Raw genomic sequence first — 14,704 nt, 5'->3', positions numbered from 1 at the left:
TTCACAAGCTTGCGCTTTGCACGTCACTCACCGCTCCATAATCATTAATGACTTTATAATTAACAGAGGTTGAGTTAGCGCCAGCAGGTAGCGTGAAATTCATTGATTCCCCAGGAAGTACATACGAAACATTTTCAATTTTTTTACCGCCCAGACTGATTTCATTAAAGTTAATGACATAGCTGGTTGGGTTGGTAACCTGAAGTTGATTACCATTTCGACGCCAGGTTAACTGATGACTCAACTCCTGCGGCTGCTGAGACTTTAAGCCTGCAGGACGGTATATCAGCTTAATGCGCGTTTTAATCGCTATTTGCAGCGTATTATCTTTTTTGGGCGCTGACGGTATCGCTTTAATATTCAGCCAGTAGAGACTTTCCTTATCCTGCGGCAAGTTGCCGGTCACCACGACACGCTCAATGTTTTGCTGACCGCCATCGAGTCGATACAACGGAGGGGTAATAATAAAAGGAGCTTTCTCAGCGCCACCATTTAATGTCTCAACCCATGACTGAATAAGATACGGCGTCTTATCCGGGTTGTTAACATCAATGGAAGCTTCTTTTTTATTGCCATCATAGACGACACGCGTTCCGCCAATAATAACACCCGCATTGGCGGCGGACACGCTTGCTGAAATCACTGCGCAGGCAATTAAAGTTTTGCTAAGAAAATTCATTTTACACCTCGATAAAAAAGGGCCGTATACCGGCCCTCATATATTTTTCCGGTCAGGAAGATTACTGGTAGCTAACGGAGAAGTTCGCTACACCGTTTGCTGGACCTACGCCAACAGTTGCAGACGTTGCTTCGTACTGAGCAAAGAAGTCCAGCGTGTTTGGTACAGTTTCAGCCAGGCTGTAAACGTGGGAGTTAACGCCCGCCAGCGGCAGGTCCTGGCTGTCAGCCGTCATCAGGTTAATAGCAACGCCCGTTGCGCCACCGGTTACAGCCAGCAGGTTGGAGTTTGCTGGGTCCGCAGAGCCGTCAAACTTGATGGTTGCGCCTGTTACGGTTGCCGGGCAGTCGGTCAGCACGATTGAGAATTTAGTCGCAGCAGTTTTATCGCCAGCAGCGGTAAATTCAGATTTGCTGTAACGGCCCAGATCAACGGTCTGGTTTACAGAACCCGCGTCAACGGTGCACGCTGCATCGATGATTTCACCGGTGAAATTAACGGTACCAGCAGAAGCGAATGCATTAGACATGGTCAGAGCAGCAGTCGCAGCGAAAGCAGCAGCAATAATATTCTTTTTCATGATTTGATTTCCTTAATAACTTTATAAATTACCGAAATTTAGGCAGCAACATCCAGATGGATTTAGGCCATTTATTTTTTGCGCCAGATATCTCATTTCCAACGTGCAGTAAGCAGAACGCAAAGATATTTATTCGATAACTTTGTTTTCACCCTCTCACTTGCTGAAGCGAAATTTACAGAAGTTTAATTTTTTCGACAATTGGTTTTTAGCCCAACAGTAGACTTTAATCTTAACTATTCTTTAACACGTAAAATTTGTTTAATTGGGCCATTTCAAATTATTAAATATTTGTTAATGGTCGAGTCCATTATGAAATCAACCTATTATTTATTTATACTCCCCTCGGATAGATAATCTCTGACGCATCTTTTGACAAACATAAAGAGCGTCTGGAGGGATTAATATGAATACTAAAATGTCAACGGGAGAAATCACTGAGGTTACTCCTGCGCATGCATTTAAGCCCGTTGATGATATCAATAAAATTATTGAACAAATCGCTCCCTTTGCCACGCGTTTTAATGCGAATAAAGGCGAAGTCCTGCGCTATCATTCCGGTAAAAAAAGAACCTGCTATATACTTCATCAAGGGGGTGTCACGCTGAACCGACGAGGGGATGGTATGGTGCTTAACTCTGAACAAGCGACTTTCATTATGGGTATCAGTAATCAGTTCTCACAGACCGAAAACCTGTACGTCAGAGTGAATGAAAATGCTGTGATGAGCCGCCTTTCTCTGGAACGTTTCAATCTGCTGATTGAGAGTTTTGGACTGTGGGAGAGTTTGTGCAAGTTAGTGATTTACACCGCTTCTCGCGTTTACGAGCACTGCACATTGATCTCACAGATGTCCTCATATGAGATAATCCGGTTCCAGTTGCTTGAACTGATGAACGAATCGGAGCGTATCCGCAGCAATATTACCGCAGCGAATTACATCCAAAGCAGAACGTATCTTTCTCGTAGCGGCATAATGCGGATCCTTGCAGAACTTCGGGATGCGGGATGCGTTGAACTTAAACGCGGTATCCTGATTTCTATCAATCACTTACCTTTGAAATACTGAACAAAACGCGCGCTTAGGGAGACTCGGCAGGATCCACGCTATACTGAACCCCATGACTACTGGAAGGTTTGACGGACAGGCGCGCGTATGCTCGATGAGTTCTCCACAAAATGGGTAAGTGATCCTTCATCAGCGACAAATTTGCTGATCGATTATCTTCAACATGGTTCAGATTTAAAAAAAGTGCTGCCACGCCGTCGATTAAATTTTGTGGTTGGCAATGAGCGTCTCTGTTATGTATTGCTCAAAGGACGTGTCATGATACACCGTAGCAACCACGATTTAGCGATGGCTACGGTTCAAGGGCCCGCGGTGATCGGCCTCAGCAATTTGTATCAGACCCAGATGCGCGGCTATATCAAGACATTCAATAACTGTGACATCGTCATCCTTAAAATGGATTTTGTTAATGAGACGGTTAAGCGTCATAACCTTTGGGAGCCCCTGGCATATCATCTGATGAGCCTGGCAGGTAAGCTCTTTCACAGTTATGAAGATTTAACGGGCCCTTCCGCTTATGATATTGTCATCGCCCAACTTTATGCGCTCTCAAACGAAGAACCCTCGTTCAGGCTCAGTGTTACTGCTGAAAGTTATATCAGAGATAAAACCCACCTGTCCCGGAGTGGCGTGATGCGTATACTCTCGGCATTAAAAGAAGGGGGCTATATCGACATGCAAAGAGGTGTGTTACTTAATATTATTAAGTTGCCTGAAAAATTTTGATTGAGCATTGCCAGGTTATACATAATCGTTTTCCAGGAAATCGCGAAGCTGGTTGGGTTGGCTCTTTTTCTCCATCAACCTTCTCAGCAATACGATCAGCTCGTAATCGCTGCGCAAATTAAATTTTTGCATCATCATATATTTATGGGTAAAGACCGTTTTCTCGCTCATCTCCAGCGCGTGCGCGATCTGCACAACCGACAGCCCTCTGTAAAAATTCACCATAATGCGAATTTGTTGCCGGGATAAACCTTTATGCTGGCAGTCGAAACAGCTCCTTTTAGTCCACTTGTAACCCGGTAGTTGTGTCCTGAACCACGCGAGAAACAGTTCACCACTGATACGATCAAGCGATGCACGGCGAGAGAGAAAAATGATGTCCTGAAAGCAGGAGGGCGACGCTGAAAATCGCAGCTCATCGTCGACGAAGCCTATCACAATCCCTTTTTTCCGGGCCAGTAACTCGGGAAAACAGGTCAGTGTTTCACCCTGACACAATGACAGAACAATAATATCGGCCTGACTGACGTTTTCATGGGTCAGGTCAAGATTAAAGGTGATGACGCAATTAAAGTTTTGCTTAAAAAAATTCTCTAAAAAGTTCTGTAGCCCAGCCTGAAAAAACAGATCCGTTTCCTGAATCAGGATATTTAACATAGTTCCTACCAACGTCTTTAATAGATACGTATCACTGTCATTTAGTTGTACTGCATGGTCATCACAACAACGGCACTGATGCTTCCGGGCGTAACACCGCCTGAAGCGGATTTGACCCAGGCCTGCATGGGCATCGTGGCAGTGCTGTCTGCCGCAATAGCCTTTGTGATACTGGAGCCCGTCCCTTTAAGCGAGCCGGTAGCGGCGTCACTCATGGCGACGGCAACGCCAGTGGCTGTTCCGCTGTTCATGTAATAGTCCGCACCTGCTGTGGGATCCGGGTTACCTGCGAACGTCACCGTGACGCTGCGGGTTCCCAGCGGACAGCTTGTAAAGAGCAGATTGAACGCAACCGGATCGGACGTGGATCCTGGCGTCGCCATATTGGAAGCCTGAATATTGCCGAGGTTAATATCCAGATTCGTATTCCCGCCATTAAATATGCAGGGCGATGCCACGATATTCCCCGTTACGCCGATATTGACCGCATCGGCGGAAAACACCTTCCAACTCAACAGGGCAAGCAGGAGCGTTTTTTTGTGCGCTATTTTCATCTTCTCACCTGCTACTGGTAGGTTATATTAAGCGTGGCCGAGGCGTTGGCCGTTCCCGACTGAACGGTCCCCAGCGTTTGATAATAACGGGCCGTTAACGGGAGCGTTTCGACTCCTCCCGCGGACTGTTTTAATAGCAGGCGACTGTTCATGGCCAGCGGCGTACCGTTATAGATGAGTTGAACGCCCACCCCTTTTGCCGTTCCTGGATTACCCTGCCCCGTCAGGGCCATCACGCTCGTATTGCCGCTATCCGGATTTTGAATGCCGCTCAACGTGACGTTTATATTGGTCCCGGCGCTGCAGTTTAATCCGAGGTTCTGCGTATTTTGCGCGCCTGCCGGCGACGTTCCCACACCGCCAGTAAAGGAAGAGGCGGGTATATTTCCAATGGCGAAGGTTAATTGTGGCGTATTAATCGTACACGCCAGGGCATTGATCGTGCCGCTGGTCAACTGCGTTGTCAGGCCATCGCGATAAATAGCGTCGCTGCCCTGAAGGGTTACCACGCCGATGACACCGGGCGTGAGCGCCCCGGATGAAACCGGCCCGGTCACCACCAGTTCAATTTTTCCGCCATACCAGTCGACGTAGGAGGTTTGCGCGTTGTATGAGAAGGTATTGCTCGGGTTATCAAAATAGTTGTTCGATGAAAATCGAATCCCAATCCCGCTGACGTTGGTATTGTAAACATGATTCCCATAGGTGCTGAGCGTGGCGCCGTTATACCGCATGCTAAAACCCAGCATTAATGGATTGCTGCAGCCGGTCAGATAGGACCCCGTATTTGACGCCGCACCGGAGAATATCACCGTTCCCACAGGCGCATCGCGCTGCACGTTGAGGGTGCCCACCGACAGCGAAGACGTTTGCGGCACGATCGTCGTGCACGTCCCGGCCCAGGCACCATTCCAGCCCGCCAATAAACAGAGCAACAGCAAAAATTTCATCGTTTTCATCTTAATGTTCCCGACGACAAAGGGCGTTAACGAGGGTGACGCCACCATAGGTGGCCTGTTTCGGCAGCGTGAAATCCGCGCGACACTGCTGGCCGGACTGATTTCCCCACGCCACGATCAGCGTCCCCTGCTCGCTCATGCCGGTTAAATAGACTTGTCCGCGATCGCCGACGATAAAACTACTGTGACCGTCTCCGGCGAGCGTCACCATCGCCCCAAATGGAACGAATCGACCGTCGTCCATCAGGGTCATCAGCACCTTGCGCCCCACTTTAGAGAGGTAATCAGCCCTGACCACCGCGCCTCGCGTTGGCGTCACCGTGCGCGTATTGATCTCCAGTTCCACGTCGTCAGGCATATTTTCCGGATCGAGCGTGAGGTCGTTTTTGCGGTACACGGAGAGGTTGCTCACCACCGTATAGCCCCGGTAGTCCGTTCGCATACCGGACTGGTTTCGAATATCCACCCCGTGGGCGCCGGGTGCCTTAATCAGGGCATTGGTTTCCCCCAGCGGCTGGGAAAAGGTGATGCCGTCCGCGTGGGCCAGGATGCCCCCCTGCAGGCCGTAGTTCAGACGCTCGCTGTTCCTGTCGTAGCCATAGCCCGCCGTCACTTCGCCGTAGGTCCCTTTGTAATCCCCGTTCATGTTGCCGGTATATCCCACGCCGTCCGTGCCGTAGCCCTGCTGCACGTTCCAGTTAAGGGCGTTGTTTTCCAGGGCCACGCCGTTCATGCCCAGGCTGTGCGTAGTGCCGTTATTCTTGCTGGCGTTCATGCCATAGTTCGCCCACGTCTGCCGGAGGAATTTCTCCAGCGGCACGCCGACGTTAAATGCCAGAAGCTGGTCGTGGTCGTACGTTTTACTGCTCCCGGTGCCATACGAGGCTGCGCTGGCGTTTTTGCTGTATGTCCAGGTCACGCCATAGCTGATGTTATGCCAGTAGTTGTTATACCCGACGCTCCAGGACGCCATTGATTTGCCCGAATTCCAGTAGTCTTCCCGCGCGGCGCTGAGGGTCAGGGACCCCAAATCCCCGCCCAGCGTCTGGCTCATGGTCAATTCGGCGCGGTTACGCCGCCTGTCCTGCAGCGCGGTACTGTCTCCCCAGGAGTCCAGCACTTCCTGCATTCCGTAGTAGCCGCTGGTCGAATAGCGATACCCCGCAATCGAAAAGTTTGTTCCGGTATCAATAAAGTTCTTGCTGTACCGCGCGCGCCAGGACTGGCCGCTGGTTTTGGCCGTGTTATCCGGCGTAGACCAGGCCTGGGTTACGTCGGTGGAGATCGCACCAAAATCCCCCATGTTTTTACCCACCCCAACGGCGAGCGACCGGTACTTGCCCGATCCCTGCACGCCGCCGTACAGCGTCAGGCCCTGCGGGAGACCATAAATACCGGTCAGTTGCCCGAAAGGCGTCTTTTCCACGCTGCTGTTATAGGCGCGATACTGGCCACCCGTGATGGCATACTTCAGACGCCCTTCGCGTTGCAGCACCGGCAGAGAGGCGTAAGGCAGGGTGAAATGCTGTTCGCTTCCATCCGCTTCTTTGATTGTCACATCCAGATCCCCGGCACCGCCCGTCGGGTACATGTCTGTTATCTCGAACGCCCCCGGGGCGACGTAGCTCTGGTAGATCTGATAGCCATTCTGGCGCACCACCACCTGCGCATTCGTGCGCGCAATACCGCGAACCACGGGCGCGTAGCCTTTCAGGGAATCCGGCAGCATGTCATCGTCGGACGCCAGCTGGCCGCCGCGAAAAGGGATACTGTCAAACACGTCAGCCGGGGAGGAGCTGTCGCCGAGCGTCAGCTGCGCTTTCAGGGGAATAACGGCCCGCTGCGCATAGGTGTAAACGGTGTCCCATTTATCCTGACCCGACGCATCCCGGGACCAGGTGGTGTAGTTGCGCAGGCGCCACGGCCCAATGTTGATCCCCGGACGCAGGTTGGCATACTGGCTGTCCGTTCTGTCAGCCCCTCCGGTCTTCGCCCAGGAGTTGGCCCCGCTCAGGCTGTAATTGAGCATGGCGGCATTGATGCCCTCGTCCCACATTTCTGGTGGCACATAGCCACGCGCCGGTATATCAATAGCCGCCTGCGGAATACTGATAACCAGACGCTGCGCGTTGAACTGGAAATCCGTCGAGGCCAGTGGAATGGCCTTAAGATTGGCACAGTCGCTTTTCGCTGAGACCAGCTTTGGAAAGAGCGCTGTCTTAACGCCCCACTGTTTTAATTGTTCAATGCTCAGGCATGGCTGTAATACGTCATTTCCATCAGGCGTTTTTGCTGCGGCAAAGGTAATATCTCGGGTCTCCATGAGCTGATCGTCAAGAATAATATCAACATGGTACGTCCCCGGTGCCTGAGAGCCTGATTCAAATGCGGATAAATCGGCTTTCCCCATCCCTGGGTTATCCAGCTCGACCAGTTCGGTATTAAACGTTTCGCTGGCATAAAGCGTGGGAGAAGACCCCGTCATTGCCAGGGCGATGAGTGTCGCCAGGCGTCGAGGACGTACTTTATATTGCTGTATTTTCATTGCTGATAACCTGAGTAATGCGGGTATTACCGTTTGTCAAAATCACAAACTGGCTTGATGCAACGCGCCGGGGCTTCCATAATCGTTGATAACTTTAAACGTCAACGTATTTCCGCTGGTTCCATGAGGTAACGGGAACCGGGCCGACGCGCCAGGTAATACATACGAAACATCATCCAGCTTTTTTCCGCCCACAGATATTTCATTAAAATTGATGACATAAGGTGTCGGATTCGTAACCTGAATTTCATTCCCGTTGCGTTGCCACGTTAATTTTCCGGCCTGACCTTCAGGCGTTGACGCGTGAAGATTAGCCGGGCGATAAATCAACTTGATACGCGTTTTCACCGCAATTTGCAGTGCGTTAGCCTGTTTCGTTGCAGAAGGAATGGCTTTTATATTGAGCCAGAATAAACTTTCTTGTTCCTGAGGGAGTGAACCAGTCATAACAATGCGTTCGATATTTTTCTGGCCACCATCCAGTCGATAAAGCGGAGGCGTAATGATAAAAGGCGCTTTATCTGTTTTTCCCTCCGGCGCATCAATCCACGACTGAATTAAAAAGGGCGCGCTATCGGCATTGTCCACGCTAATGGTTGCTTCTTTTTTTGCACCGTCGAAAATAACGCGGGTGCCGCCAATAATGACCCCGGCATTGGCGATTGAAAATGTCAGCGGTAACGCTGCTGCGGCCAGACCGATTGTTGTGATAAAACGCATTGAATACCTCATAAAACAAAGGGGCCGGGTGGCCCCATACTGATTACTGCAAAAGACTTAGTTATAAATCACAGAGAAGTTAGCAACCGAGTTAGCCGGGCCCGCGGTCACTGATGCCGCAGTCGAAATATACTGGGCATAGAAGTTGAGCGTATTATCAGCGGTGCTGCTCAGCGCATAGGTATAGCTGTTGCTACCATGCAGCGGCAGATCGGCCTTATCCGCCGTCATCAGGTTGATGGCCACGCCCGTTGCTGCTCCCACAACGGAGGAATCAATCGCCAGCAGGCTTGCGTTGGTTAAATCTGGCGTGCCGTCAAAACGCACCTTCGCGGAGGTAACGGTCACCGGGCAGTTTTTCAGTACGATATTGAACTGCGTCGCTGCGGTTCGGGAACCCGTTGTCGGGAATTCCGTTTTGTAATAATCGCCGAGGACCACAACCTGATTCTGGGATGCCACATCCACATCGCAGGCATTATCCAAAATATTACCGTTAAAATTAACCGTACCTGCCGCCGCGAAAGCCTGAGTCATTGTCAATGCAGAGCCTGCCGCAAACATGGCAACAATAATTTTCTTTTTCATAAAGCCATTTCCTGTATTACTTTATTTATTACTGATATTCAGGCAAAACAGACGTTCCTCATTCTGCCATTCTTTTTTTAGAGGCCATCAGAAACAAAATATCACTCTCATCGTGTCGAGCGTTTCAGATGGGTGTTTCTGTCGACGAGTCAAAATTTATACAACTCTTTTGTGCGAGACAATCTATTTTCAGGTCTAGCTGTAGACTGGAGTTTAACAAAAAACAAACATTTAGATCGTTCACTTTATCGCCAGTCTACTTTTAGACTTTCGCCCTTTAACGATAAAATTCATAACGTTAAGATACTCAACCCTTCCGGTCTATTATTAGACTTCCGAGTATTATTCCCTGCTTCGCTGCTTTTTAAGATAATTCTCCACGCTGATTGAAAAACGATCGCATCTGTTGAAGTGAGGTATATTATGAACACGCGAATTGCAGCCGTATTAGACAATGAGAAATCGTCAGTGCTGGGATTAAAACCCTTAAGGCACATAGAGCGTATAATTGATAATGTCCTTCCTGGTGCAGAGAAAATCATTCTTTCGAAAAGCGAAGTCGTACAATATTACCGAAATGACGAACGCCAATGTTTTATGCTGTTACACGGCAGCGTGGCGCTGCACCGCCGCGGCGACGGCATTGTGTTAAATTCAGAATCAGCGCCTTTTATACTGGGTGTCAGCAGTCAGTTTTCATCGGAACATCTTTACGTTAGGGCGCTGGAGACATCCGAATTAGCAAGCGTACCGCTGGAAACGTTTAACAACGTGGTTGCACAGCACGATCTCTGGGAACACTTTTCTAAATTGCTGATCTACACGGCATCGCGGGTGTACGAGCACTGCGCGCAAATATCACAGATGTCCGCCTACGATATCATCCGCTTTCAGCTGGTTGAATTAATGCAGGAGCCTGAGGCAATTCGACAAAACATCACCGCAGCGGCTTACATTAAAAGCCGTACCTACCTTTCCCGCAGCGGAATTATGAGGATTCTGGCAGAACTGCGTACGGGGAAATACATCACCATGGACCGTGGCGTGCTGATAGAAGTTAACCATTTACCCCGGAAGTACTGAAAGCACAATAATATCTGGAGATAGCGCGAGAGAAGAGCGAAACTATAAGCATAAGATTATCTTCCAGGTTTACGGCTATGTCCTCTACAGATAAATCGTCTCGCGGCTCCCCTTACGCCCAGGAACTGATCGCGCATCTGAAGCCTTATTGCACCGTGCGTCGAACGGGCCGCGGTGAACGACTTAACCTTGAGGTTAACGGTCAGGGGCTCTGTTATTTAATCCTGGAGGGGACGATTGCCATCTACCGCAGCAGCGATAGCATGATGCTTTCTACCGCCCGCAGCCCTGCCCTGTTTGGTCTTGCTAACCTGACGGACATCTATTTCAATGATTACCTCGTCACGGTAAGCCCTTGCCTGATTGGCAGTATCCCTACTGAACAGGTGGCTGACATTATCAAAGAAAAAGGGCTATGGGGCCTGCTCTCCAGACAACTGATGTTTGTCTATAGCCGGCTTTATAACAACGTGATGCCGCAGGGCGCACCGACGGCGTATGAGATGATTCGCCAGCAGCTCATAAAGCTGATGGAGGAAGATGAAAGTTATCGCAGCAGCGTAACGGCGGAAAGGTATATTCGGGAGAAAACCCAGCTCTCCCGCAGCGGCGTGATGCGCATTCTGGCGGATTTAAAAACCGGCGGATTTATCGAAATGGAAGAAGGCAGGCTTATTAAAATCAACAAGCTTCCCGCTAAATACTGAATGTCAGACACAAAAAAGGCCGCACTCGCGGCCTGTTCAACATCACTCACTCAATGGACGTGAACGCCCAACCGCCAGGCAAAGTAGATCTCTTCTTTTAGTTCATTCGAAGAGAGCGCCAGCAGATCCGTGAACTCCAGCTCAAGCTGTTTCAGCTTTTTCAGGTACTGCGCCGGAGACAGGTTGCTCTTATCGCGACGTAAATATTCAATTGCCAGCTGTGTTGGGGTTATTTCAGTATCCATGATGTCCTCGCTTATGTACAAATCCTGACCAGTATATCACAACATGCTGGCTAGTTTTTGACCAAAGGCAATTCATCTGAAAACTTTACACGACCGCCGTCGTCAGACGCGACGAGCAGCACAGGCGGTCCTGCTCGTCGAGAATATCAATCTGCCACACCTGGTGGCGGCTGCCAGCGTGCAGCGCGCGGCAGATACCGCGCACGCGCCCACTGCGCACCGAGCGAATGTGGTTGGCATTCACCTCAAGCCCGACCACCTTCTGTTCGCCTTCGGTGCAGAGATATCCCGCGACGGAGCCCAGGGTTTCCGCCAGCACGACGGAAGCCCCGCCGTGCAACAGGCCAAACGGCTGATGGGTGCGACTATCGACAGGCATCGTCGCCTCCAGATCGTCTTCCCCAATGCGGGTGAACTGGATATCCAGCAGCCCCACCATATTCCCCTCGCCCATGGCGTTTAGCGCCTGCAGCGTGACGGCACGTTTCCAGATCATCCAATTATCTCCAGTAAAGCCTGTAATGGGTGGCGTACGCCGTTACCCTCAACCCGTTTCACCTGGCTGCGGCAGGAGTAGCCCGTCGCCAGGCAGCGGTTTCTTGGCAATCGCTGCATCGCCTGATGCCACGACAGCTCATAGATGCCGAGCGAGTTGGCGTGGTTTTTCACCTCGTGGCCGTAGGTGCCCGCCATGCCGCAGCAGCCCACGCTAACGCTCTCCAGCTTCGCGCCGAAACGCGCAAAAATAGACGCCCATTGCGCCGGGGCGCCGGGCAGCGCCGTCACTTCCGTACAGTGTCCGAACAGATACCACGGTTCACCGCCCACCTCCTGAATGGCCTTCTCTTCCAGGGCTGCCGGCAGCCACTCGTGCACCAGCATGACGTGGAAATCGCCGCGCTTATCACCCAGCGTCTGCTTGTATTCATCGCGATAGCAAAGCACCAGCGCCGGATCGACGCCGACCATCGGCATCCCAAGTTCGGCGATCCGGTTGAGAAAATCAGCGGTTTTTTGCGCCGTTTTCGCAAAGCGGTTCAGGAAGCCTTTAATATGCTGCGCCTTGCCGTTTGGCGAGAACGGCAGCACTACCGGCTGATAGCCCAGTTTTTCAACCAGGCGGATGAAGTCAGCGACCACCTGCGCGTCGTAGTAGCTGGTGAACGGATCCTGGACCACCAGCACCATCTTCGCTTTTTGCTCAGGAGTAAGCGTTTCGAGCTGTTCCAGGGTCATGTTCGCCGAGCGGTGGCCGACGAGCTGGCGCTGCAGCGACGGCACCGACAACAACGGCAGATCGACCATGCCGATATGCTTTTCGGAAAGCTTGCGCACCAGCGGCTGATTGATAAAGAAGTTAAAGGTCTTCGGCGCGCGCGCCATCAGCGGCGCGTAGCTTTCCACCGTCGCCACCAGATGATCGCGCACCGGGCGCAGATAGCGGGTGTGGTAGAGCTGCAGGAAGCGCGAGCGGAATTCCGGCACGTCGATTTTAATCGGGCACTGGGTAGAGCAGGCTTTACAGGCCAGACAGCCGGACATCGCCTCTTTCACCTCATGGGAGAAATCATACTCGCCCTTATTGGCATGCCAGCTGTTGCGGGTGCGCTCAATCAGCGAGCGCAGGCTGGCCCGTTTTTCCGGCAGCTCCTGCTCCAGCTTCAGGGGATCGACGCCGCGGTCCGCCAGCAGACGCAGCCACTCGCGCACCAGCGTCGCACGCCCTTTCGGCGAGTGAATGCGGTTGCTGGTGATTTTCATTGACGGGCACATCGGGCTTTTCACGTCAAAGTTAAAGCACAGGCCGTTGCCGTTACACTCCATCGCGCCGCGCCAGGACGAGCGCACCGCAATCGGGATCTGTCTGTCATACGTACCGCGCTTAACGGCATCCACCCGGAGCATCGGCGCGTCCACCCCTTCAGGCGGGCAGATTTTCCCCGGATTGAGGCGGTTATCCGGGTCGAACGCCGCTTTGACCATGCGCAGCTCCGCGTAAAGCTGCTCCCCGAAGAACGCCGGGCTGTATTCCGCGCGGAATCCTTTCCCGTGCTCCCCCCACAGCAGACCGCCGTATTTGGCGGTCAAGGCCACGACGTCGTCGGAGATCTGCTTCATCAGGATCTCCTGCTGCGGGTCGCACATGTCCAGCGCCGGACGCACGTGAAGCACCCCGGCATCCACGTGGCCGAACATGCCGTAGCTCAGGCCGTGGCCGTCCAGCAGGGCGCGAAACTCCACGATATAATCCGCCAGATGCTCGGGCGGCACGCAGGTGTCTTCGGCAAACGGAATCGGCTTCGCCGCCCCTTTCGCATTGCCAAGCAGGCCCACGGCTTTTTTACGCATGGCGTAAATACGCTCGATACCGGCCAGATCGTGACAAAGCTGCCAGCCAATCACGCCGCCTTCGCCATGAGCAATCAGCTCATCCAGGCGCTGGCAGAGCGTCGTCACCTGGCTTTCAATCAGCTCCGCGTCATCACCGGCAAATTCCACGATGTTGAGGCCAAGCATCTCTTTGTCCGGCACGTCGGTAATCAGCTCGCGCACGGAGTGCCAGACGATATCTTCCCGCGCCAGATTCAGCACCTTAGAGTCGACGGTTTCCACCGACAGCGCCTGCGCTTCCACCATAAACGGCGCATTGCGCAGCGCGGAGTCGAAGGAGTCATATTTGACGTTCACCAGGCGACGCACCTTCGGCAGGCGGGTGATATCCAGCCGCGCCTCGGTAATAAACGCCAGCGTTCCTTCGGAGCCGGTCAGCACGCGGGTTAAATCAAACTGCGTCAGGTCATCGTTAAACACGTGGCGCAGGTCGTAGCCCGTTAAGAAGCGGTTCAGTTTGGGGAATTTGTCGAGAATAAGCTGGCGGTTGTCGCGGCAGCGCTCCAGCACGGTGCGGTAGATGCGCCCGCTGGTGGTGTTATCTTTACCCAGCGTTTCCGCCAGTTCGACCGGCATCGGCTGGGTATCAAGGATATCGCCGCCTAACAATACTGCCCGCACGCCCAGCACGTGATCGGAGGTTTTACCGTAGACCAGCGACCCCTGCCCGGAAGCATCGGTGTTGATCATCCCCCCGATGGTTGCTCGGTTGCTGGTGGAGAGTTCAGGGGCAAAAAAGTAGCCGTAAGGCTTGAGGTACTGATTAAGCTGATCTTTGATAACGCCCGCCTCAACCCGCACCCATCCCTCTTCGGGGTTGATCTCAATGATGCGGTTCATATAGCGCGACATATCAATAATGATGCCCTGGTTCAGCGCCTGACCGTTGGTTCCGGTGCCACCGCCGCGCGGCGTGAAGACCAGAGAGGCAAACCGCTCCTGCGTTGCCAGCCGGGCGATAAGCGCCACGTCGGCCGTGGAACGAGGGAAAACGACCGCATCGGGAAGAAGCTGATAGATACTGTTATCGGTTGCCATCGTCAGCCTGTCGGCATAGTTCGTGGCGGTATCACCTGTAAAACCCTGTTGCTCCAGTGCCTGCAAAAAATTAAGCACCAGCTGAACGACGCCAGGTGCCTGAGAAATCTGTGGGATCATTACTGTCGACCCTAATTAGAGTTGTGGGAATCGTTTGCGTGTA

Annotated in this window: 15 protein-coding genes; 4 read left to right on the top strand and 11 right to left on the bottom strand. The window is 52.2% G+C overall.

All coding sequences use genetic code 11. From position 1 onward, the window contains the following. Window position 1: 1 nt before the first annotated feature. Both IM303_RS02325 and IM303_RS02320 read right to left on the bottom strand, forming a co-directional pair. Window positions 2-679 (bottom strand): molecular chaperone, encoded by a 678-nt coding sequence (locus tag IM303_RS02325; protein WP_028012853.1) that lies wholly within the window; start codon window positions 677-679, stop codon window positions 2-4. A gap of 61 nt (window positions 680-740) precedes the next feature. Beyond that, entirely contained in the window at window positions 741-1,259 is a 519-nt protein-coding gene (locus IM303_RS02320) for a fimbrial protein (protein WP_028012852.1), read from the bottom strand. A gap of 406 nt (window positions 1,260-1,665) precedes the next feature. Between IM303_RS02320 and IM303_RS02315 the strand changes: the two genes are divergently transcribed. Together IM303_RS02315 and IM303_RS02310 are read left to right on the top strand one after the other, a co-directional pair. Continuing rightward, a complete protein-coding gene (locus IM303_RS02315) occupies window positions 1,666-2,328 on the top strand; it encodes a winged helix-turn-helix transcriptional regulator (protein WP_028012851.1) in 663 nt (220 codons plus the stop codon). An 87-nt stretch (window positions 2,329-2,415) separates the two neighbouring features. Beyond that, window positions 2,416-3,054: a helix-turn-helix domain-containing protein gene (locus IM303_RS02310; RefSeq protein WP_082221669.1), complete on the top strand. Its 639-nt coding sequence runs from the start codon at window positions 2,416-2,418 to the stop codon at window positions 3,052-3,054. A gap of 15 nt (window positions 3,055-3,069) precedes the next feature. On the opposite strand, the gene IM303_RS02305 is transcribed toward IM303_RS02310, so the two are convergent. Genes IM303_RS02305 through IM303_RS02280 form a run of 6 tightly spaced genes read right to left on the bottom strand, consistent with a single transcriptional unit; the run spans window position 3,070 to window position 9,077 of the window. Beyond that, entirely contained in the window at window positions 3,070-3,711 is a 642-nt protein-coding gene (locus tag IM303_RS02305) for a LuxR C-terminal-related transcriptional regulator (RefSeq protein WP_192970951.1), read from the bottom strand. Between the two features lie 41 nt (window positions 3,712-3,752). Beyond that, window positions 3,753-4,265 carry a fimbrial protein gene (locus tag IM303_RS02300; RefSeq protein WP_192970950.1) on the bottom strand — a complete coding sequence of 171 codons (513 nt, stop codon included), beginning with the start codon at window positions 4,263-4,265 and terminating at the stop codon, window positions 3,753-3,755. Window positions 4,266-4,276: 11 nt separating this feature from the next. Next, window positions 4,277-5,224: a fimbrial protein gene (locus IM303_RS02295; RefSeq protein ID WP_049000783.1), complete on the bottom strand. Its 948-nt coding sequence runs from the start codon at window positions 5,222-5,224 to the stop codon at window positions 4,277-4,279. 1 nt (window position 5,225) lies between these two features. Then, a complete protein-coding gene (locus IM303_RS02290; RefSeq protein WP_193359547.1) occupies window positions 5,226-7,769 on the bottom strand; it encodes a fimbria/pilus outer membrane usher protein in 2,544 nt (847 codons plus the stop codon). Between the two features lie 42 nt (window positions 7,770-7,811). Further along, entirely contained in the window at window positions 7,812-8,489 is a 678-nt protein-coding gene (locus IM303_RS02285; protein ID WP_192986006.1) for a molecular chaperone, read from the bottom strand. Window positions 8,490-8,546: 57 nt separating this feature from the next. Next, the gene (locus tag IM303_RS02280) at window positions 8,547-9,077 is read right to left on the bottom strand and encodes a fimbrial protein (RefSeq protein WP_028012844.1); all 531 of its coding nucleotides are present in this window, start codon (window positions 9,075-9,077) and stop codon (window positions 8,547-8,549) included. Window positions 9,078-9,500: 423 nt separating this feature from the next. Between IM303_RS02280 and IM303_RS02275 the strand changes: the two genes are divergently transcribed. After that, window positions 9,501-10,160 carry a winged helix-turn-helix transcriptional regulator gene (locus IM303_RS02275; protein WP_049000776.1) on the top strand — a complete coding sequence of 220 codons (660 nt, stop codon included), beginning with the start codon at window positions 9,501-9,503 and terminating at the stop codon, window positions 10,158-10,160. A gap of 77 nt (window positions 10,161-10,237) precedes the next feature. Next, window positions 10,238-10,867, top strand: coding sequence for a helix-turn-helix domain-containing protein (locus IM303_RS02270; protein WP_045261565.1), 630 nt, complete (start codon window positions 10,238-10,240; stop codon window positions 10,865-10,867). 50 nt (window positions 10,868-10,917) lie between these two features. On the opposite strand, the gene IM303_RS02265 is transcribed toward IM303_RS02270, so the two are convergent. The 3 genes from IM303_RS02265 to IM303_RS02255 all read right to left on the bottom strand — a co-directional run bounded on the left by IM303_RS02265 (window position 10,918) and on the right by IM303_RS02255 (window position 14,661). After that, complete coding sequence (locus IM303_RS02265) at window positions 10,918-11,112, bottom strand: YdiH family protein (RefSeq protein WP_003857766.1); 195 nt, start codon at window positions 11,110-11,112, stop codon at window positions 10,918-10,920. Between the two features lie 85 nt (window positions 11,113-11,197). Further along, window positions 11,198-11,608, bottom strand: coding sequence for a 1,4-dihydroxy-2-naphthoyl-CoA hydrolase (gene menI, locus IM303_RS02260; RefSeq protein WP_028012841.1), 411 nt, complete (start codon window positions 11,606-11,608; stop codon window positions 11,198-11,200). Continuing rightward, window positions 11,605-14,661: an FAD-binding and (Fe-S)-binding domain-containing protein gene (locus tag IM303_RS02255; protein ID WP_193359546.1), complete on the bottom strand. Its 3,057-nt coding sequence runs from the start codon at window positions 14,659-14,661 to the stop codon at window positions 11,605-11,607. The genes menI and IM303_RS02255 overlap by 4 nt, the downstream gene beginning before the upstream one ends. Between the last annotated feature and the right edge of the window lie 43 nt (window positions 14,662-14,704).

Origin of the sequence: Enterobacter cloacae complex sp. P38RS (genome assembly GCF_014930775.1) — a bacterium.
In the GTDB taxonomy this organism is placed as follows: Bacteria; Pseudomonadota; Gammaproteobacteria; order Enterobacterales; family Enterobacteriaceae; genus Enterobacter; species Enterobacter bugandensis.
This window is presented reverse-complemented; position numbering and strand designations above follow the sequence as displayed.

Coding starts and splice junctions, on each gene's coding strand:
- IM303_RS02325 (WP_028012853.1), bottom strand. CDS start 679: ATGAATTTTCTTAGCAAAACTTTAATTGCCTGCGCAGTGATTTCAGCA.
- IM303_RS02320 (WP_028012852.1), bottom strand. CDS start 1,259: ATGAAAAAGAATATTATTGCTGCTGCTTTCGCTGCGACTGCTGCTCTG.
- IM303_RS02315 (WP_028012851.1), top strand. CDS start 1,666: ATGAATACTAAAATGTCAACGGGAGAAATCACTGAGGTTACTCCTGCG.
- IM303_RS02310 (WP_082221669.1), top strand. CDS start 2,416: ATGCTCGATGAGTTCTCCACAAAATGGGTAAGTGATCCTTCATCAGCG.
- IM303_RS02305 (WP_192970951.1), bottom strand. CDS start 3,711: ATGTTAAATATCCTGATTCAGGAAACGGATCTGTTTTTTCAGGCTGGG.
- IM303_RS02300 (WP_192970950.1), bottom strand. CDS start 4,265: ATGAAAATAGCGCACAAAAAAACGCTCCTGCTTGCCCTGTTGAGTTGG.
- IM303_RS02295 (WP_049000783.1), bottom strand. CDS start 5,224: ATGAAAACGATGAAATTTTTGCTGTTGCTCTGTTTATTGGCGGGCTGG.
- IM303_RS02290 (WP_193359547.1), bottom strand. CDS start 7,769: ATGAAAATACAGCAATATAAAGTACGTCCTCGACGCCTGGCGACACTC.
- IM303_RS02285 (WP_192986006.1), bottom strand. CDS start 8,489: ATGCGTTTTATCACAACAATCGGTCTGGCCGCAGCAGCGTTACCGCTG.
- IM303_RS02280 (WP_028012844.1), bottom strand. CDS start 9,077: ATGAAAAAGAAAATTATTGTTGCCATGTTTGCGGCAGGCTCTGCATTG.
- IM303_RS02275 (WP_049000776.1), top strand. CDS start 9,501: ATGAACACGCGAATTGCAGCCGTATTAGACAATGAGAAATCGTCAGTG.
- IM303_RS02270 (WP_045261565.1), top strand. CDS start 10,238: ATGTCCTCTACAGATAAATCGTCTCGCGGCTCCCCTTACGCCCAGGAA.
- IM303_RS02265 (WP_003857766.1), bottom strand. CDS start 11,112: ATGGATACTGAAATAACCCCAACACAGCTGGCAATTGAATATTTACGT.
- menI (WP_028012841.1), bottom strand. CDS start 11,608: ATGATCTGGAAACGTGCCGTCACGCTGCAGGCGCTAAACGCCATGGGC.
- IM303_RS02255 (WP_193359546.1), bottom strand. CDS start 14,661: ATGATCCCACAGATTTCTCAGGCACCTGGCGTCGTTCAGCTGGTGCTT.